The sequence below is a fragment of the Pseudomonas libanensis genome (assembly GCF_001439685.1).
Classification (GTDB): Bacteria; Pseudomonadota; Gammaproteobacteria; order Pseudomonadales; family Pseudomonadaceae; genus Aquipseudomonas; species Aquipseudomonas libanensis.
Genome location: NZ_JYLH01000008.1, coordinates 65,254 through 84,886, shown reverse-complemented (window position 1 = coordinate 84,886; position 19,633 = coordinate 65,254). Strand labels below are relative to the sequence as shown.

The 19,633-nt window shown below is 56.8% G+C and carries 17 protein-coding genes and 1 other RNA gene; 5 read left to right on the top strand and 13 right to left on the bottom strand.

Annotation, left to right across the window (positions count from 1 at the left end; genetic code table 11):
• Nucleotides 1-145 precede the first annotated feature (145 nt).
• From TU73_RS14335 to TU73_RS14315, 6 genes are all read right to left on the bottom strand, one after another.
• A complete protein-coding gene (locus TU73_RS14335; RefSeq protein WP_057012783.1) occupies nucleotides 146-2,476 on the bottom strand; it encodes a restriction endonuclease subunit S in 2,331 nt (776 codons plus the stop codon).
• Nucleotides 2,473-3,942 (bottom strand): type I restriction-modification system subunit M, encoded by a 1,470-nt coding sequence (locus TU73_RS14330; RefSeq protein ID WP_057012782.1) that lies wholly within the window; start codon nucleotides 3,940-3,942, stop codon nucleotides 2,473-2,475. The genes TU73_RS14335 and TU73_RS14330 overlap by 4 nt, the downstream gene beginning before the upstream one ends.
• A gap of 87 nt (nucleotides 3,943-4,029) precedes the next feature.
• Nucleotides 4,030-6,396, bottom strand: coding sequence for an EcoAI/FtnUII family type I restriction enzme subunit R (gene hsdR / locus TU73_RS14325; RefSeq protein ID WP_057012781.1), 2,367 nt, complete (start codon nucleotides 6,394-6,396; stop codon nucleotides 4,030-4,032).
• Between the two features lie 184 nt (nucleotides 6,397-6,580).
• On the bottom strand, nucleotides 6,581-7,468 hold the full coding sequence (locus TU73_RS14320) for a hypothetical protein (RefSeq protein WP_057012780.1): 888 nt from the start codon (nucleotides 7,466-7,468) through the stop codon (nucleotides 6,581-6,583).
• Nucleotides 7,468-7,674: a hypothetical protein gene (locus tag TU73_RS28995; RefSeq protein ID WP_156421231.1), complete on the bottom strand. Its 207-nt coding sequence runs from the start codon at nucleotides 7,672-7,674 to the stop codon at nucleotides 7,468-7,470. Before TU73_RS28995 ends, TU73_RS14320 begins: the two co-directional genes overlap by 1 nt.
• Nucleotides 7,675-7,963: 289 nt before the next feature.
• Complete coding sequence (locus tag TU73_RS14315) at nucleotides 7,964-8,233, bottom strand: DUF6124 family protein (protein WP_057012779.1); 270 nt, start codon at nucleotides 8,231-8,233, stop codon at nucleotides 7,964-7,966.
• A 133-nt stretch (nucleotides 8,234-8,366) separates the two neighbouring features.
• Between TU73_RS14315 and TU73_RS28990 the strand changes: the two genes are divergently transcribed.
• Complete coding sequence (locus TU73_RS28990) at nucleotides 8,367-8,588, top strand: hypothetical protein (RefSeq protein WP_156421230.1); 222 nt, start codon at nucleotides 8,367-8,369, stop codon at nucleotides 8,586-8,588.
• A gap of 24 nt (nucleotides 8,589-8,612) precedes the next feature.
• Here the strand turns inward: TU73_RS28990 and ssrA are convergent.
• From ssrA to TU73_RS14300, 4 genes are all read right to left on the bottom strand, one after another.
• Nucleotides 8,613-9,009: a transfer-messenger RNA gene (ssrA, locus tag TU73_RS28350) on the bottom strand.
• A gap of 101 nt (nucleotides 9,010-9,110) precedes the next feature.
• Nucleotides 9,111-9,392, bottom strand: coding sequence for a hypothetical protein (locus TU73_RS14310; RefSeq protein WP_057012778.1), 282 nt, complete (start codon nucleotides 9,390-9,392; stop codon nucleotides 9,111-9,113).
• 136 nt (nucleotides 9,393-9,528) lie between these two features.
• Entirely contained in the window at nucleotides 9,529-12,339 is a 2,811-nt protein-coding gene (locus TU73_RS14305) for an FAD-binding and (Fe-S)-binding domain-containing protein (RefSeq protein WP_057012777.1), read from the bottom strand.
• 70 nt (nucleotides 12,340-12,409) lie between these two features.
• A complete protein-coding gene (locus tag TU73_RS14300; protein ID WP_057012776.1) occupies nucleotides 12,410-14,104 on the bottom strand; it encodes a lactate permease LctP family transporter in 1,695 nt (564 codons plus the stop codon).
• Between the two features lie 252 nt (nucleotides 14,105-14,356).
• Here TU73_RS14300 and TU73_RS14295 point away from each other — a divergent pair, with 252 nt between their 5' ends.
• Nucleotides 14,357-15,124 (top strand): GntR family transcriptional regulator, encoded by a 768-nt coding sequence (locus tag TU73_RS14295; RefSeq protein ID WP_034117836.1) that lies wholly within the window; start codon nucleotides 14,357-14,359, stop codon nucleotides 15,122-15,124.
• 38 nt (nucleotides 15,125-15,162) lie between these two features.
• On the opposite strand, the gene smpB is transcribed toward TU73_RS14295, so the two are convergent.
• Entirely contained in the window at nucleotides 15,163-15,645 is a 483-nt protein-coding gene (smpB, locus tag TU73_RS14290) for an SsrA-binding protein SmpB (protein ID WP_014719962.1), read from the bottom strand.
• A gap of 168 nt (nucleotides 15,646-15,813) precedes the next feature.
• Here smpB and TU73_RS14285 point away from each other — a divergent pair, with 168 nt between their 5' ends.
• Complete coding sequence (locus tag TU73_RS14285; RefSeq protein WP_005791512.1) at nucleotides 15,814-16,248, top strand: type II toxin-antitoxin system RatA family toxin; 435 nt, start codon at nucleotides 15,814-15,816, stop codon at nucleotides 16,246-16,248.
• Entirely contained in the window at nucleotides 16,241-16,543 is a 303-nt protein-coding gene (locus TU73_RS14280; protein ID WP_057012775.1) for an RnfH family protein, read from the top strand. The genes TU73_RS14285 and TU73_RS14280 overlap by 8 nt, the downstream gene beginning before the upstream one ends.
• Nucleotides 16,544-16,606: 63 nt before the next feature.
• Here the strand turns inward: TU73_RS14280 and TU73_RS14275 are convergent, their stop codons facing one another.
• Nucleotides 16,607-17,134, bottom strand: a complete 528-nt coding sequence (locus tag TU73_RS14275) for an outer membrane protein assembly factor BamE (protein WP_057012774.1) — start codon at nucleotides 17,132-17,134, stop codon at nucleotides 16,607-16,609.
• A 98-nt stretch (nucleotides 17,135-17,232) separates the two neighbouring features.
• Between TU73_RS14275 and fur the strand changes: the two genes are divergently transcribed.
• Complete coding sequence (gene fur / locus TU73_RS14270) at nucleotides 17,233-17,637, top strand: ferric iron uptake transcriptional regulator (protein WP_003194220.1); 405 nt, start codon at nucleotides 17,233-17,235, stop codon at nucleotides 17,635-17,637.
• 85 nt (nucleotides 17,638-17,722) lie between these two features.
• On the opposite strand, the gene recN is transcribed toward fur, so the two are convergent.
• Entirely contained in the window at nucleotides 17,723-19,396 is a 1,674-nt protein-coding gene (recN, locus tag TU73_RS14265; RefSeq protein WP_057012773.1) for a DNA repair protein RecN, read from the bottom strand.
• Nucleotides 19,397-19,633 lie beyond the last annotated feature (237 nt).

The window sequence follows — 19,633 nt, the reverse complement described above, 5'->3', positions numbered from 1 at the left end:
ATCTGAACTGAGTTTTTAGGTATTTGATTTAATTGATTAATATGAGTTTGTAAATTTATTTGGAATACCAACTGGAATACCGCGAGAAGTTGGATTGAGTAATATGCTTCGTACCTTGCAGAGGACGGCCAAAAGGATTATTTGTTTACTCGAAGCCGGGCAAGCTGAGCATGCCGCCTTTGGTGCGCTTGCCAAAGCCGGTGGGCATTAGGATCTTGTGTTTTTTGATCTCTGCGAGCACCTCCAACCATTCTATTTTGCCAAAGCGCAGCTTGGTGTCGTTCCAGCTATGCATGACTTCGTCCACGATGGCTTCATCGGTAACCGGGCGGCCTTCGAGAATAAAGTCATTCCAGGCGGCATAGAGCGTCACAGTCATTTCGCAACGATCAGTATCCCAGTCTCGCATCAGCTCGATAACCTGCTCAATAGAAGCTCGTTCTGCGGCCAACCATGCGTTCTCATACGCCTGCTGATGTTGCCCGGCCTGTGGTAGTGGACGGTAGGTATAGCCAACAGTCTCGCGTTCGATGCGCTCGTACCATTTATGATTTTGCAGCTCACCTTCAATCTGATTCATCAATTGGCGATCGTGGGGGCCCGCGGCATCGCGCAGGTAGTCACCTTGAATAGCTGCGAGCCTGGCCGCGTGTTCGGCCAGGTAAATTACTTTCTGCAGCTTGCGTTGGCCGAAGGTGCGTTGGCTATGCAAACGATGAGTGATTTCTGCTGCGAGCAAGGTACGGGTTGTTTGCCGGTCTGTGGCAATGGGGGCCTGTAGGGCGTCTTCTGCAAGGGCACGCTCGACCAGGGTGCTAGTCAACTGTTCGTTCAGTTGACGGCTCTGGGTTAGGCGGGTTTTGAGTCGGTCGCAGAGGGCTATGAGTTGATTGACCTTGGCGACAATGCGGTATTGTTCGGCAAGAGGGGGAAGCGGTACTGGATACTTCGCCAACTTTTCGCCGGAGAAGTGTTTTATCGTAGCTCCGGTGAAGAACTGATTCAGATATCCAGAGTTAGCAGCTGCCTTCAAGCAAGACTGAAGGAAAAAAGGCGAAATACCAAGCCAGGGCCGAGCACGATGCAGTGCTTTCTGGATGAACATATCTTCAACTTCGCCCTCCCAGACAGCACACCGTCCAGGTTCTCCTCCTTCGCAAATTACTAAATCGCCAGGAGTAACTCGATATTCATCGAGCTCATGCTCTTCGAATCGCATGCTTTTGAGATCGTCGATTTCAAAATTAAACCATTGAACGTTGGTATTGCGAAGATATGGTCGAAGTTCGCCCTTGTTCTTGGCTTTATCAAGCATCTTCCCAAGACGGGTATTTGAGACGGAGTCGAAGCGCGCCCATTTCCAGCTTGAGGGCAAAGCATACGGTTTTTCCTCTTCGTCGACGTCTGGCAATGATTTCTGCTTCTTGAGCTTGCCTTTCGCCACCAACCGTGACTTTTCCTCGGCAATGCGCTTGAGCAGTTCACTAGCCGGTTCATCGTTGGGATCTTGCGGCACCAGTTTTCCCATAACTGCAAGTTGCAGCAGGGTTTGTTTGAGGGCGTCGATGCTGGGCTCGGTGGTGAACAAGGTGTGGAAGTGTTCAGCCAGGCGCTGCCAGTTGGTGGCGAAGTCGGTGGCGTCGCTGGTTTGAGTCAGACTGTCGAGCAGTACTTGCACCAGTTGGGCGTGGGCGCTTTCGGAATCAGCCTGCTGGGCTTCCATGCGGTCGCACAGGGTCATAAGCTCATCGACTTTGGCGACGATGCGATGTTGTTCGGCTAGCGGAGGAAGAGGAACTGGAATCTCTTTTAATCGAGAGGACTTTACTCCGGTTGCTGTCATTCCTGTTGCTACTTCTAGGAGCTGCCTTTGGAACGTGGATGACATCATGGCGAGCTTTAGAAATGGTCCGATACTTATCTCATGCAGTTGAAAACAAATTACTCTCTGAGCTAATGCAAATTGTTCGGATATGTTAACCAGCGCAACGTTGCCCATCGGTGCTTCGGTGGTGAAAAGTAAGTCGCCTAGCCGAGGAAAACCTCTAGTCATCCATGACGAGTATTCATTCTTGGCTATGAATTCTTGTGGTTCGCGGCTGATAAAGCCTGATCGCACATTCTTAGCAGTAATTAGTGGAATCCCTGAGCTGGTTTTGGTAGGCGTCCTGCCGCGGTAATCAATAAAGCGAGCAAGATTTCCAAGTCGGGAATATGCCCAGCCGGAACTAATTTTAAGATACTGGTCTTTTTGTGGAACTTCGGTTTGCGCCTTGGTACGTAAACCTTCCTCAACCATCAATCGTAATTGTTCTGCCGTAATGCTTTTTAGCAACTCACCGGCTGGTTCATCATTCGGATCTTGCGGTACCAACTTTCCACGCACAGCTAGCTCCAGAATCAGCTCACGGAGCTTTTTTATTCCGTCTGGCGCGCCTGAGAGCAGTGGCAGATTCTCGGTCAACAGCACGGTCATGCCTGGCGCTCCAGGGCTTCGGCCAGTACCACTTTGAGCTGATCGCGCAGATCGCTAATCTCGCCTTGCAGCTTGGCGTATTTACGCAGTAATTTGTCCGGGTCGTGGCTGATTTGCTCGCCGATATGCGGGTTTTTGCAGTCTAGATTCCAGTTACGCGCCTGCAGCTCTTCGACGCCGACCTTCCAGGAAAATTCGTTCTCCATCCGCGCGGCAAAGCCGTCCGCCTCGCTGCCCCACCATTGCTCTTCGACGGAGAACTCTTCGATACGCATGGGGCGAGTTTTGGAGTAGTTCTTAACGCCTGCCGGGTACTGGTGTTCGTAGAACCACACCTGTTTGGTCGGCGTGCCCTTGGTGAAGAACAGCAGGTTGGTCTTGATGCTGGTGTAGGGGTTGAATACGCCGTTGGGTAGGCGAACGATGGTGTGCAGGTTGCACTCGGTCAGCAGCTTTTCCTTGATCCGGCTTTTGATGCCTTCGCCAAACAAGAAGCCATCGGGCAGTACCACAGCGGCGCGGCCACCGTCTTTGAGCAACTGCATGATCAGCACCAAAAACAGGTCGGCGGTTTCGCGAGTGCGGAAGGCAGCAGGGAAGTTGGTTTCGATGCCATCTTCTTCCATGCCGCCGAACGGCGGGTTGGCAACGATGCAGTGCACGCGCTCACTCGGGCCCCAGCTGATCAGCGGTCTGCTCAGGGTGTTGTCGTGGCGAATCTGGTTGGGCACCTCGATGCCGTGCAGGATCATGTTAGTGGTGGCCAGCAGGTGCGGTAGCGGTTTTTTCTCCACGCCGAAAATGCTGGTCTGCAGGGTGCGTTCGTCTTCGGCGGTTTTTACATAGCGGTTGCGTTTGTGTTCGATGGCGCAGGTGAGGAAGCCGCCTGTTCCGCAGGCCGGATCCATGACCTTCTCGTCCAGCTTGGGGTCGACCATGCGCACCATAAATTCAGTGACTGGGCGCGGGGTGTAGAACTCGCCGGCGTTACCCGCGTTCTGCAGGTCTCGCAGCAGCTGCTCGTAGAGGTTGCCGAACTCGTGGCGCTCCTGGGCTTTATTGAAGTCCACGCCTTCCTGAATCTTATTGATCACCTGGCGCAGCAACTGCCCGGACTTCATGTAGTTATACGCGTCTTCAAACACGCTGCGCACCACAAAGGCCGACGGCGTGTTGCTGTACTCATGAAGGTTCTGCAACTGGGGGAACAAGTTATTGTCGATAAAGTCCTTCAGCGCCTCGCCGGTCATGCCTTCCGGATCGGCTGCCCAGGTACGCCAGCGGCAACTTTCGGGAATGGGCGAGCAGTAGTTGTCGTCCATCAGCTCCCATTCCAGCTCGCGGTCATCGAAGATTTTCAGGAACAGTAGCCAAACCAACTGTCCGATGCGCTGGGCGTCGCCGTCTACGCCAACGTCTTTACGCATGATGTCCTGAATGGACTTGATGGTGGAGCTAATGGACATGAAGTTCTCTCAACGCGTACCGCAAGGGGGCGAAATTCTACCGGATAGTGGGGGCCACTGCTTTGGCATGTCGTCGGTGTTTAGCCCTTAGCTTGCGTAAAGTTCGTCTTCCAGCTCATGTATAGCCTTGTTGTAGCCAGCCTTACCGCCAAAGGCCTTGACCAGCTCGATGGGGGCTCCGAACTGGCTAAAAGGGTCGAGCTGGAGGATTTTGATGTCCTCAATATGCTCGATACCGGTATCGGCGTATTTATCCAGCAACGCCTCCAGCACCTGGCGTGCTGCGCCAGAATACTTGGCGAAATAGTTGCGCTTTTTCACCTGCTCGGCTCGCTCACGCCTTGATAGGGCAGGCTGATCGAAGGCGACGTGGCAGATCAGGTCGAACGGATCGAGCGGTTTGCCCTGTTTCTTTTCCACCTCTTCGGCCAAGGCTTCCCACATCACACCCTGGATGGCCATTTCCTCGATGATGACTTTCTTTTGCTCGGCATCAGTCCAGCGCCGGAGGAAATCATCCAGTGAAGCGAACTGCTTTTGCACGCAGGTGCGGGTGTAGTCGTGCAGTGATTCGGTGATCAGTCGGCCGTCCGGGCCGTAGTACTGCACACGCTCGGCGATGACATAAATCGGGACGTTGTCGATGACATACTTGATGCGTTTTTTGCCCTCATCTTCGCCGGTAAAATCCAGGTCATCGCCCTCGTTATCGTTGCCTGCGCTGATGCCATCTTCGTCGGCAAACGGGTCATCCGGTGGTACGGGGGAGTCATCAACTTCTGGGGCGTAGATCACCACCGGGTTGCCGTCGAAGGCTGGGTCGGCAAACAGCTCGGTGGCTTTTTTGAAGTCCATGATGGTGAACCAGTATTTGCCGTAGTCCTCGTTGATGCGAGTACCTCGACCGATGATTTGCTTGAACTCGGTCATCGATTTGATGTGCTGGTCGAGCACGATCAGCTTGCAGGTCTGAGCATCGACGCCGGTGGTCATCAACTTGCTGGTGGTGGCAATCACCGGGTAGCGTTCTTCCGGGTTGATGAAGTTATCCAGTTCGGCCTTGCCTTCCTGGTCATCGCCGGTGATGCGCATGACGTATTTGCGATTCTCGGCCACGCGCTCAGGGTTGAGGTTGACCAGGGCTTGGCGCATGCGCTCGGCGTGGTTGATGTCGTCGCAGAAGACGATGGTTTTCTGAAACGGATCGGTGGCCTTGAGGAGTTCGGTGACCTTCTGCGCCACCAGTTGGGTGCGTGCCTCGATAACCAGGGTACGGTCCATATCCTTGAGGTTGTAGATGCGGTCTTCGATCAGCTCGCCATTCTTATCGAGCATGCCTTTGGGCGGCCGCCAGCCTTGCAGGTCTTTATCGAAGTCGATACGCACCACTTTGTAGGGGGCGAGAAAGCCGTCTTCGATGCCTTGCTTCAAGGTGTAGCTGTAAATCGGTTCACCGAAGTAGGTGATGCTGGATACCTCTTTGGTCTCCTTCGGTGTGGCGGTAAGGCCGACATGGGTGGCACTGGAGAAATAGTCGAGGATTTCACGCCAGGCGGAATCCTCGGCGGCGCTGCCACGGTGGCATTCGTCGATCACGATCAGGTCGAAGAAGTCGCGGGAGAACTGCTTGTAGATGTTCATCTCTTCATCAGTGCCGGTGACGGCCTGATAGAGCGACAGGTAGATTTCGTAGGAGGTATCGATCTGGCGTTTGGCGATTTTGGTCATCGCCTGGCCGAAGGGCTTGAAGTCGTTGTTTTTGGTCTGGTCGACCAGGATGTTGCGGTCGGCCAGAAACAGGATGCGTTTCTTCTGTTTCGATTTCCACAGCCGCCAGATGATTTGGAAGGCTGTGTAGGTCTTGCCGGTGCCCGTAGCCATCACCAGCAGGATACGGTCTTGACCGCGCGCCACAGCCTCGACGGTGCGGTTGATGGCATTCATCTGGTAATAGCGCGGCATGCGCCCGGAGCCGTCGTCGTAGTAGGGCGCTTCGATCTTGTGCTGGGCGGTATTATCCAGCCCCTTCCACTGGCAGTAGCGCTGCCAGAGTTCGGTGGGGCTGGGGAATTGATCGAGGGTGAGTTCGGTTTCTACTTGGCCGCCTGTGCCACTGCGGTCATGAAACAGGAAACCATCGCCATTGCTGGAAAATACGAACGGTACGTCCAGCGCCTCTGCATAGCCCAGGGCTTGCTGCATGCCGGAGCCGACGGAGTGCCTGTTGTCCTTCGCCTCGATTACAGCGATAGGCAGGTTGGCCAGGTGGTAGAGGATGAAGTCTGCACGGCGTGCTTCGCCACGGCTGTGAAGTTTGCCCCGGACGATAATGCGGCCTTTGGTAAAGCTGACTTCCTCGCGCACCTGCTTGTGCATGTCCCATCCAGCTTGCTGAACGGCTGGGGCGATGTACTTGCTGCAGATGTCCCGCTCGGAAAGCGACTTTTTGTCCATAACCCCAATTCCCTTTCAAGCCGGCCTGGTCGCTCCATTCCGGCACTGCTGATCGTGCTCGATGGGCGTAAATGTACCTTGTTTGATAGTGGCACGGGGGAAGATCAGATTTTGGTGGTTGAAGCTGTAGGCAAGATGAGTCGAGGCCATGACAGCGCGAGTGTTTTGCGTCGTCCCGATTCCTTTATCTTGGATCGTTCTCTGCAGCGGGCTGAAGATGGCTAGGGTGGATAGGGCCACAAGCGAATCGTTGGTACTGAATTAACTTCCGTCGGCGTACATCACCAATTTGGCGGAGCATGTTCGGTCGTTCCCGATCCATGTAGGCCGCTGGAAACAGCGCCGGATCGTAGGGGATGGCGTCCAGCACGTCGATTCCATATTCGACATAAACACGCTTGCCGAGCGGTGTCAGGGCCAAGGCCTTAATTCGATGGATATGCTCTGATATGACTCGATACCCATCATGAACCAGCAAGTCGCGCAGGTAGTGGTTCGATGCGCGTAGGGCGATCTTCACTCGCACTGACTCCCGGTGCTTTCGATCCTGCCAGTAAGCGAATAGATTGAACAAACGGGACTTTAAACACGTGATGGGGTCGATGACGGCGACCTGCACACCTTCGATATCCAGGACGGATAAATACTTGAAAATCTCTTTTTTGGGCGCCCCCCCTACGCTGTCCATTTCCAGGATATCGACGATGACCTCTTTACCGTCAACCCAGTCAATGTACGCGGCGGCAATATTTATCGTGTTGTCGTCCATCTTCGCTTTGCGAAAAGGGACGCCCATCACGCGTGCGCAATAATCAATAGAGTTAGGCTTGCCGATAAAGTCTAGGTCGTCGCTGGTGATGAATCCGACATCCTCGCCTGTCATTTCGTCGATGAGGTATTGCCGGGCCCAAAGCGTGAGCGATTGCCCTCCTACGATAACGAGGCCGTAGTCGGTGACAGCTGATTGAATTGAGGGGCGGTAGACGCGTTGAATTAGATCGAGGAGGAAAGCGAAGAGCTCTGAACGTTCAAGCAGGGCGAACGGAGTATCTTCGCTTACCGCTTCAGGCATCAGTTGCTAAGCGCAGAAAATCGTTGTGGGCGGGCGATTGAACCAGAATTGCCGCGAAGAACGGCTTTGGCGCGGGCAGCAGCCATTTCAAGCACCTCGGGGGCCGCTGCATAGACAGCATCAACTTGGCGGTCACGTGAGCTGCTTTTAAGGCTCATCATTTCCGCAAAGCTAAGGTCTTTTGAATGCTGGTGGTCGTTGACCATGGCGAAAGTACCCATAAGAGTGAATAGACTTGGACTAAAGGTTAGCACACCCAGTTGACGCAGTTACAGGTGAAGAGCAGTGGCTGCAAGGCTTTAGCCGACGAAATGCATAGTCATTATGCAGCCCAGGCGCCGAGGGCCGGTGAAACCGGCCCTCGGCGCCTGGGCTGCGCACAACGAGCGGAGCGCTACGATCTTTATCGAGATAACCAGTTGTCAAGATAAAAGTCAATATGAAGGGACGCCCAACTCAGCTGAACCATAAAAACCTTTCGCACGAGGCAGCGCTCTATGTGTGCTCGCAATTGGACACTTGCGTACTGCCTGCGAATGTCAGCGTATCCAGCACCCTCTCCAGTAACAACTCACCCAAAACGACGAGTTGCTGAGCAGCCAGCAGCTTGTGGCGGTGCGAGCCCTCTAGCTCAAATGCCAGATCTGTTGTCATAGCGTTCAGCGAAGCGAGGGTTTCACTGGCTTGGACCAGCAGGGTTTCGGCGGGTATGTCTGGGGCGAGGGTAAAGAGGGTCGTTGGAGGATTGGGGGTAATCTTTTTCATGAGGAAGCTCCCACACTGTTTAAGGAGCTACCACCCCTGCTGTCAAACAGGATTGGGTGGCAGCTGTACGCAGGTTGACAGACCGGAAGTGTAGGAACCCGGCGCACCCGAAGATGCCCCACGCACAGCCGCCATGAACGAGTCGGAATGCATGGTGCATGCCGCTTTACCAAGGGGTGTGAAGGTTACACTTTTCGGCCTGTCAAAGCCGGTCGCTGATGAGCAGCGACGAGGAAAATTTAGCGTGATGGAGGAGGGTGCGCCAGTTCATCAATGGCGCGAAATGTTGAAGGAAAAATCCGAAGGCCCGACTGACGGGCCTTTTAAACCCCAGAAACAACAAAACCCGCACTAGGCGGGTTCTGTCGATGCTTCGAATTGGTGGAGCCGGGGGGATTTGAACCCCCGTCCGCCAGTACTCCGCTGTCGGTACTACATGCGTAGCCGTTTCTATTAAGTTAACCCTCAGCGACCCGAAGGGCAGGGTGCTTTGGGCGAGTTGTGTGAGTTTTAGCCGCTTCGTCCACAACGTACTGCACGGCGATTCTGTTCTATATGACAATCACTTTGGGTTTACAGACATCCCCTGGTGATTGCTGGACCCGAAGGTACCAGAAGCTCAGGGCTAAGGCTGCTTACGCAGCGAGAGCGAATTCCTGGCCGTAGTTTTCGTCATTGGCAACTATAAGAAGTTGCAACAGTGGATTTACGAGTTCTGTTACCAACTCGGCATGCACCTAAAGTTTCGCAACCGGCGTCGAATCCTAAACGGCCCCGTGCTTGTAACTCGTTGTTTCTCAGTGAGTGACAAGCCTGTGTAGTGTACGTCAAATGGTCACGGAAGGCCAACCCGTAGGTGACCTTCCGCAGGGATGGCTTATTGCTGACCGCCTTTGTCGCTGTTTTGCAGGTCTTGCAGGGCTTTGGAGGTGATTTCGATGCACTTCTTGTCATCACCGGCTGCATGAGCTGCCTTGGCCTGGGACACGGCGGTGTCTATTTCGCCGCTTTTGCCGCTGGTGTCGGTGGCGAGCAGGGCTTTGCCGTTGTTGATTTTGTCCAGGTTGATCTTGCACAGATCAGGCTCGCCAGCGGCAAAAGCAGGTGAGGCGAGCATCGCAGCGGTAATAAACAAGCCAGCAAGAGCGGAACGCTTCATAGGGTATCTCCTTGCGCAAAAGGGCTCGACGCTGCTGGCGTTCAACCGCTGCCAGCGACATCACTGATGAGCCTCGTTTGTCGAGGCCTATGCAGATGACTGCGCTGGCGCGCCAGGGTTCTGTTTTTTTGCAGGGTTAGTGAGCGCGTGCGCGGGTGACCCGGTCTACCAGGTACACCAAACCGTGGTAATCGATGCCGCCATGCTGGCTCAGCCCTATCTCGCAGGTGCGACTGGTGGAGATGCCTTCGCTGCAATGTTGCACGGCGTCCTTGAGCGAGCGCAGGGAATGGGCGTTGAGTTCCGGGGTGGTAAAGCCTTTGTCGCCGGCAAAGCCGCAGCAATGAATGCCTTCGGGGATCACCACGGTTTTTGCGCAGCGCCGGGCCAGTTCGATCAGCGCCTGGCTTTCGCCCAGGTGTTGGGTACTGCAGGTGACGTGCACGGCGATGGGCGCTTCCTGGGGGGTGAAGTCGAGGCGGTCCATCAAGTGGGTGCGGATGAAGCGCACCGGGTCATAGAGGTCCAGGCGTGTGTCGCCCAGATCTTGCACCAGGCGTAGTGTGCATGGGCTGGTGTCACAGTAGATCGGGTCAAGGCCGCCACGGCTGGCGTGGAGCAGGGCGCCTATCAGTTCCTGGCGCTTGTGTTCAGCCTGCTCGGCGTAACCTTTGGAAGCGAAAGGCTGACCGCAGCACAGGCTGTCTTGGTTGTCGGGGAATACGACTTGGTAACCGGCTTTTTCTAATAGATTGCGGGTTTTATCATACAGCGACATCTGCTCTTTATCCCCGGCTGCCGGGCCCATGGCGCGTGAGACGCAGGCGGCCAGATACACCACCCGCGGGCGCTCGTCCGACACCGCTGGGCTGAAGCGAATGGCTTTTTCCGGTTGAGGCATGGCGTTGGTCCACTGCGGAACCTGGCCTTTGGACAATTTGGTCAACGTGGCCGACCACTTCGCCAGGCGCGGTGCCCCCAGCAGCATGCGTGCACCATTGGCGACATGCAGCGTAAAGCGTGCGCCTTGCAGCGCCGTGGAGAAATGGCTGGCAAGCCATTCGGCGGTTTTCGTACGGTCGGCCTCGCGGCTGCGCAGCTTTTTCACCAGGTCACCGGTGTTGATACCGACAGGGCAGCGTTGGGCGCAGAGCCCGGTCGCGGCGCAGGTCTCGATGCCTTGGTAGTGGTAGGCCGCTTCCAGCTCAGTGGTGTCGACCCCCGCGCGTTGCTTGGCCTGAATATCGCGCCAGATCACGATGCGTTGGCGTGGGCTCAACGTAAGGCCCTTCGACGGGCACACCGGCTCGCAGAACCCACACTCAATGCACTTGTCCACAAGCTCATCGGCGGCAGGCAAGGGCTTGAGGTGTTTGAGGTGAATCTGCGGATCGTCGCTGAGCACTACATCCGGGTTGAGAATGCCGTTGGGGTCGAGCAGGCGCTTGAGTTGCCACATCAGCTGATAGGCATCGCTGCCCCATTCCAGCTCGACGAATGGCGCCATGTTGCGGCCGGTGCCATGTTCGGCCTTCAGCGAGCCACCGAATTCAACCGCCACCAACTGCGCGACATCATCCATGAACGCTTGATAGCGCGTGACTTCTTCGCTGCTGTTAAAACCTTGGGTGAACACAAAGTGCAGATTGCCTTCCAGGGCGTGTCCGAAAAGGATGGCTTCGTCGTAGTGATGTTTGTCGAATAATTCGATCAAGCGGTTCACCCCGATCGCCAGTTGCTCGACCGGGAAGGTGACGTCCTCGATGATCACGGTGGTGCCGGTTTTGCGCACCGCGCCTACAGCGGGGAAGGTGTCTTTGCGGATCGCCCACAGGCGAGCGTTTTCCACGGGGTCTTCGGTGAAGTCGACCTGTTTCTCTACGGGAAACGCCGCCAGGGAAGCCATGATCAGCGTCAGTTGTTCGTGCAGTAATGAGGGCGAGGCGGCCCGGGATTCAATCAGCAGTGCGCAGGCATTTTCCGATAAGTGTTGTACGAATGCGGGCATGCCCGGCTTGTTCTGCACCGAGCGCATGCTGCGTCGATCCAGCAGTTCAACCGCCGAAACCGGCTGGGTTTTCAGCACCGTTACCGCGTTGCAGCACGTCTCGACATCCGGGAATACGATCAGCGCCGAGGCTTTGTTCGGGTGATCGACCACCGTGTCGTAGGTGACGGCACTGATAAACCCCAGGGTGCCCTCAGAGCCCACCAGCAGGTGGCTGAGAATATCCAGCGGGTCATCGAAATCCACCAGGGCATTGAGTGAAAGGCCGGTGGTATTTTTCAGACGGTATTTGTGGCGGATCTTTGTCGCCAGTTCAGTATTTTCCCGTGTCTCACGGCCCAATGTGGCCAGGCGTTCAAGCAGCGTGCTGTGTGTCTGGCGGAAGGCTTGCACGCTGGCGGCGTCTTCCGTGTCCAGGCGGCTGCCATCGGCCAGTACCAGGCGGATGCCCGCCAGGGTGTGGTAGGTATTCTGCGCCGTGCCGCAGCACATGCCACTGGCATTGTTGGCGACGATACCGCCAATCTTGCAGGCATTGATCGACGCCGGGTCCGGCCCGATCTTGCGCCCGAATGGCGCGAGCCAAGCGTTGGCCTGGGCGCCTATGACGCCCGGTTGCAGGCGTATCTGCGTGCCTTGCCCGCGGATTTCGCGATGGTTCCAATTGTCCCCCAGCACGATCAGCACCGAGTCGCTGATGGCCTGCCCGGACAGGCTGGTACCGGCGGCACGGAAGGTCACTGGCACGTGATCACGCTGGGCCAGTTGCAGCAGTGCGACCACTTCGTCTTCTGACTCCACGCGGATCACCAACTGTGGGATCAGGCGGTAAAAGCTGGCGTCGGTGCCGAAGGCCAGGGTGGAAAGTGCGTCGTCGAAACGACGGTCTTTCGGGATCAGTTGTGCGACGTCGCTGAGAAAAGCTGCAGGCAGGCTCATCGGTCCTCCAGAAATAGCAGACGCCGGAATCGGTATCCGGCGTCGATTCTTACCCTATTACGTGCAGGTCTCAGTGCACCAGCATACCGGTGAACCAGTAGGCCTGCGCCAAGGTGATCAGCCCGACGATGGTGGCAAAAAACAGGCTGTGCTTGAGGGTAAAGCGGAACAGGTCGGATTCCTTGCCTACCAGGCCAGTGGCGGCGCAGGCCACGGCGATCGATTGCGGCGAGATCATTTTGCCGGTCACGCCGCCGCTGGTGTTCGCCGCTACCAGCAGGGTGTCGTTGACACCGATCTGGTGGGCGGTGGTGGCTTGCAATGAGCTGAACAGGGCGTTGGATGATGTATCGGAGCCCGTCAGGAAAACCCCCAGCCAGCCAAGGAATGGCGAGAAGAACGGGAAGGCGGCGCCGGTACCGGCCAATACCAGGGCCATGGTCGAGGACATGCCTGAGTAGTTGGTGACGAAGGCGAACGCCAGCACCATGCCGATGGAAAGGATCGGCCAGCGCAGTTCAAAGAACGTCTCTTTTAAAGTGGTAAGACCAGTTTTAATGTCGATTTTCAGTACCAGCATCGAGACCAGAGCGGAGAAGAAAATCGCGGTGCCGGTGGCCGAAATCGGGTCGAGCTTGAATACGGCCGGGATGGCGGTCGGGTTGGTCACGATGGGAGCGACTTTGACCACCAGTTGATCCAGATGAGGGATCGCAAAGTTGAAGACCCAGCTGTACATCGAGCCGCCCGCGGCGAACATGGCTTTGAAGGGCTTGAGGGTCCAGATGGTGACCAGCACGGTCAGGATCAGGAACGGTGACCAGGCCTTGAAAATCTGCCCCAGGCTGTAGGGCGAAACCACTGTACTGCGTGGCAAGCCGAAGCCGCCGGCGCTGGAGGTGACCGCTACGCTGGAGGTGGCGCCGGCAATCTGTGCGCCTGCGGTGCGCTTGGGCTGCCAGACTTTCAGGAACAGCGTCAGGGCAATCAGGCTGGCGAGTGCCGAGGTGATGTCTGGCAGTTCCGGGCCAATGAAGTTGGAGGTGAAATACTGGGTGATGGCAAAGCTAAGGCCAGCCACCAATGCCGCTGGCCAGGTTTCGCGAACGCCACGCAGGCCGTCCATCATGAACACCAGCCAGAAGGGCACGAACAGCGACAGCAACGGCAGTTGCCGGCCGGTCATGGCGCCGATCTTGAACGCATCAATGCCGGTGACCTGGCCTGCGACGATGATCGGAATGCCCAATGCACCGAAGGCCACTGGCGCGGTGTTGGCAATCAGGCACAGGCCGGCGGCGTACAGCGGGTTGAAGCCCAGGCCGACCAGCAGTGCGGCGGTAATCGCCACGGGCGCACCGAAACCGGCAGCGCCTTCCAGGAAAGCACCGAAGCAGAAGCCGATCAACAAGACCTGCAGGCGCTGGTCGTCGGTGATCGACAAGACGGAGCTGCGGATGATCTCGAACTGACCGCTCTTGACCGTCAATTTGTAGAGGAATACCGCTGCCACGATGATCCAGGCGATGGGCCACAAGCCGTACGCAAAGCCATAACCGGCTGCAGCCAGGGCCATGTCCACCGGCATCTGGAAGGCGAAGATGGCGACCAGGATCGACAGCGCCAGGGTGATGCTGCCAGCCACATGACCCTTTAGACGAAACACAGCCAGGGCCAGGAAGAAGAACACGATGGGAATAACGGCGGCCATTGCGGACAGGCCGAGGCTGCCGAGAGGGCTGTAGAGCTGTTGCCAGGTTTGCATATGGGGTGGCCCCTGATTTTGTTGTTGTTTGTGTGCTTGGGTAATTGGTAATACCAATTTACATTCGCTGTGGGCTAGATTAAAAGGCATTGCAGGGGTGTGTCAATTTGCCGCTCGCGAAACTTTGGTCTAAGGGCGTGATAGGAGGTGCTCTGATCGTATGAATCAAAGGCGTTCTGATAGGTGCTGCAAGCGCAGCGATAGGCCAGAATAGAAGGCCCGGCGAGTGGTCGGGATCGTGGAGAGTGAGTTATGGGGTTTGATCAGGTGCGTCAGCGCCGCTTGTCTGATGACATTGTCGAGCAGCTTGAGGGGATGATCCTTGAGGGCACGTTGAAGTCAGGCGAGCGCTTGCCGGCCGAGCGCGCTTTGGCTGAACAGTTTGGTGTGTCGCGCCCGTCATTGCGTGAGGCGATCCAGAAGCTGGCGGCCAAGGGGTTGCTGGTCAGTCGCCAGGGGGGTGGCAACTATGTGGTGGATTCCCTGGGTTCGACCTTCAGTGATCCGCTGCTGCATTTGTTGGAAAACAATCCTGAGGCGCAGCGGGACCTTTTAGAGTTTCGCCAGACCCTGGAGGCTTCCTGCGCCTATTACGCGGCGTTGCGTGCCACGGAGGTCGACCGTGAGCGGCTGACAGCGGCTTTTGAGGCGCTGCAGGATTGTTATGCGCGAGCCGACGAGGTGAGTCGAGTGGAGGAGGGGGCCGCAGATGCAAGGTTTCACTTGGCGATTGCCGAGGCCAGTCATAACGCCGTATTGCTGCACACCATTCGCGGCTTGTTCGACCTGCTCAAGCGGAACGTGGTGACCAACATCGGCGGCATGTACCAACAGCGTACAGAGACCCGCGACATGCTGATCAGTCAGCATCGGGATTTGTACCTGGCAATCATTGAGGGGCGAGCCGAGCAGGCGCGCGAAGTCTCGACACGTCACCTGTTGTATGTGCAGGAAGTGCTGGAGGAAGTGCGTCAGGAGGTTCAGCGTGTAGCGCGGGCGGAACGACGTAAGGGCATGTAGCCACGGGCAAGGTGCCCGAGGCTACATCGTCGCAAGGGTTATTCTTCCTTGCCCTTGTTGCGCACGGCGCGATGCAGTTCACGATTGGAATCGCGCTCGCGTTCGGTATCGCGCTTGTCGTATTCCTTCTTGCCCTTGCCCAGTGCGATTTCGCACTTGACCAGGTGCTTGCTCCAGTACCACGACAAGCAAACGCAGGCGTAACCTTTTTGCTGCACAGCCGCGGCGAGCTTCTCCAGTTCGCGAGCGTTAAGCAACAGTTTGCGCGTGCGCACCGGGTCGGCAATCACGTGGGTGCTCGCGGTGGTCAGCGGGGTGATATGACTGCCGAGCAGCCATGCCTCGCCGTCCTTGAGCAGCACATAGCTGTCGACCAGCTGCAGTTTGCTGGCACGCAGACTCTTTACTTCCCAGCCGGCCAGGACCAGACCAGCCTCGAACCGATGTTCGATGAAGTAATCGTGTCGCGCCTTTTTATTTTGCGCGATGGTCCCTGTGGGGTGTTTCTTTTGTTTAGCCATAGGGGCGGTATTATAGGGAGTTGCGAGCGTGTCGGCTACGGTCAACCTGCGTGCTTGAGCGTGTTGAGCGAATCCCGGACAATACGGGCAGTTCTTAGGTTTTTTTCTCTCGCGGATCGGGCTGTTCTTTCGCGATGTTTGCCGCTCAGCAGTGGAAGTTACGCTCACATGACGACGCATATTCAACGTTCGGCCCTGTTGCCCTATCCAGCGCAGGCGCTCTATGACCTGGTCAACGACGTGGCGCGTTACCCGGAGTTCCTGCCCTGGTGCTCCACTGCCGAGGTCTTGGAGAGCAGTGACGAGCACATGGTTGCCAGTGTCGGGGTCGCCAAGGGCGGTCTTAGCCAGCATTTTGTGACGCGCAATGTGCTGGTGCCTGGCAAATCCATCGAAATGAATCTGCAGGAGGGGCCTTTCACTCAGCTGCATGGGGTGTGGGTATTCAAGGCGCTGACGGATAAGGCCTGCAAGATCAGCCTGGATCTGTCATTTGATTATGCCGGGCCCATTGTGCGTGCCACGCTGGGGCCATTGTTCAACCAGGCAGCGAATACGCTGGTGGACGCGTTCTGCCAGCGGGCCAAGCAATTGCATGGTTGAGATTGAAGTGGTGTATGCCGCGGTGGATCGCCAGGTTCTGTTGGCGGTGACAACGCCCGTGGGCACCAGCCTGAGGGCGGCGGTCCTGGCGTCAGGAATCGCACGGCAATTTCCGGACCTGATGTTGGCCGACTGCCCGTTGGGAATCTTCGGTAAGGTGGTGGCGGATGCTGATGTGCGTGCTGTGCAGCCCGGTGATCGAATTGAAATCTACCGGCCGCTGCTTGCGGACCCCAAGGAAGCGCGCAGGCTGCGTGCGGCTAAAGCTGCGATGAGCAGGCAGCAAAATTCATAAGCCGGCCAAGAGGCAGGCAACAAAAAGCCCGGCATGCCGGGCTTTTTATCGAGCGCCGCAAAATTACTGCGGGTCGGTGTCCAGAGGCTGCGGCGTCGGGACGGGAACAGTTTGCACGCCGTCGACGTCTTTTTGGATCTGGTCCAGCAGCGAGCCTGGCTTGGCCGGCACTTCGGATTTCGGTTTTTCAGCTTCCTGCACAGGTGCGGTCACGTTGGTGCCGCTGTCCTTGCCCAGCAGCGCTTCATCGCGGCTCACGCCAGGCATGAAGTCACCGGACAGGCTGACAAGCTGGTCATTGCCGTTGAAGACGACACTGACGCGCTCCTGTTGGCGTTCACCGCCACCTGGCTGGAGGCTATAGAGATAATCCCAGCGATCGGCATGGAAAGTGTCGGTCAGCAGGGGGTTGCCCATGATAAACCGTACTTGCCGTCGGGTCATTCCCGGGCGTAACTGGTCTATCATGTCCTGCGTGACGACATTGCCCTGCTGGATGTCGATTTTGTAAACCCCGGGGAATGAACAACCGGCGAGTGCGAGCAGTCCCACAAAGGTGAAACTGGTTAGCAAGAGCTTGGTGTTTTGCATCGGTGGGCGACTTCCACTATCTTGGCTGGGACAACGTAAACGCCGATCATACCCGTATTAAGAGAAGCTGCGAAGCAGCATCCGCGAGAAAGCTAACCATGGTTGAAAATAGCGAACTACGCAAAGCCGGTCTCAAAGTGACTCTGCCACGAGTCAAGATTCTACAAATGCTCGATTCTGCTGAGCAGCGCCACATGAGTGCCGAGGATGTCTACAAGGCGCTGATGGAGTCTAACGAGGACGTCGGCTTGGCCACGGTTTACCGTGTGCTGACCCAGTTTGAAGCCGCAGGGCTGGTGGTTCGTCATAATTTCGACGGCGGTCATGCGGTGTTCGAATTGGCCGACGGTGGTCACCATGACCACATGGTTGACCTGGATACCAATGAGGTTATCGAGTTCACCAGTCCTGAAATCGAGGCGTTGCAGCATAAGATCGCTGAGGAGCATGGATTCGATTTGGTCGATCATAATCTGGTGTTGTACATCCGTAAGAAAAAGTAAAAATCGACGCAGATTTGCTCTGTGAAACGATTGAAGGCGACCCTAGGGTCGCCTTCGTGCTTTCTATAAAGAGGGAAATACCCGTTCAGGCCTTCGCGGCCACGACCATTTTTTTCGCGTGAGCCAAGGACTCCTTGGTTAAGTCGATGCCGCCGAGCATCCGCGCGACCTCTTCTACCCGCTCCGATTTGTTCAGCTTGGAGACGGCCGTATGCGTCGCGTCATTGCCACGCACCTTGTGCACAAATAAATGCTGATGACCCTGGGCGGCCACTTGCGGCAAGTGAGTTACCGTAAGCACCTGTCCACGATCCCCCAGGCGGCGCAACAACTGGCCGACAATCTCTGCGGTCGGCCCGCCAATGCCAACGTCTACCTCGTCGAATACCAGCGTCGGCACTCGTGAGGTTTGGGCGGTAATCACTTGGATCGCCAGGCTGATTCGCGACAGCTCGCCACCGGACGCCACTTTGGCCAAGGCCTTGAGAGGTTGCCCGGGGTTGGCGCTGACCAGCAGTTCTACTTGCTCCAGCCCATGGGGTTGCAGTTCGTGGCTGGCATTTGCGCGTAGTTCGATGGTAAAGCGCCCGCCCGGCATGCCCAGGCGCTGGATCTCTTGCTCAACGGCGCTGGCCAGGCTGGTGGCTGATTGCTGGCGCAGGTCGCTCAACTCCCGGGCCTTTTCTTGATAATGGCGGGCAAACGAAGCGAGTTCCTCGCCCAGCCGCTCGATGGATTCGTCGTTCGCGTTCAGCGTCTCGATTTCATCCAGCAATTTCTGCTGCATGGCGGCGACTTCAGTGGGCTGGATTCGATGCTTGCGTGCCAGGGTATAGATAGTATCCAGGCGCTCTTCTATTTCCTGCAGACGCGCTGGATCGGCATCGAAATGGTCCAGAAATCGATTCAGTTCGCCGACCGCTTCCTCAACCTGGATCTGTGCGCTGGTCAGCAGGGTGGTGGCTTCACTCAGCGAACCGGAAGCGTTGTTCACACTGGACAGGCGATTGAGGCTGGCGGTCAGTGCGTTGAGTACATTGCCGGAATCGCTCTCGCTGCATTGCTCGACCACCTGGCGGCATATACCTAGCAGGGTCTCGGCATTGGTCAGGTTCTTGTGTTCCTGCTCAAGCTGCTCCAGCTCAGTCTCACCCAGGCCCAGGCTTTCGAGTTCTTCCAGTTGATAGCTGAGCAACTGGTGGCGGGCGCGTTGTTCGTCGCCGGAGTTGGAGAGGCGTTCCAGCTCCTGGCGCGTCTGGCGCCAGCGTTGGGCGGCCATTTGAACTTGACGGGCAAGGTCGGTGGCGCCGGCGTACTCATCGAGCAGGCGGCGGTGGGTATCGGTTTTCAGCAGGGATTGGTGTTCATGCTGGCTGTGGATGTCGATGAGCAGCTCCCCCAGCGCTTTCAAGTCACCAAGGGGGCAAGGGGTGCCGTTGATATAGCCGCGGGAGCGCCCTTCGGCGGTGATCACCCGGCGCAGAATGCAGGGGCCTTCATTATTAAGGTCGCGCTCGGCCAGCCATGTCTCGGCTTCGGGGATGTCCGCCAGGTCGAAGGTGGCCAGGATGTCGGCCTTGTCGGAGCCAGGGCGTACCACGCCACTGTCGGCGCGGTCGCCAAGCGTCAGGCCCAGGGCGTCGAGCATGATCGACTTGCCGGCGCCGGTTTCGCCTGTGATTACGCTCATCCCGCGATCCAGTTCAAGATCCAGATGTTCAACGATGGCGTAGTTATGTACAGACAGGTGCACGAGCATGACGGCCGCTCCCAGGCTTTAGGTCTGGTTATTTATACAGTGTTTTGTTCGGGCCTGACAATCCTGGCGCTTAGCTCGATTTGCTTGAGTCGTTAATTTTTTTAGCGCGATGTGGAATGAGCGTGAAGGAAATGGTCCAGGTCAATCGAAAGACTTTTGGTAACGCCTGCGCCCTTGAACCAGGAAATTGTGGCCCCATATACCGGAACAGAAGCGCGAGTTGAGTTCGCGCATGAT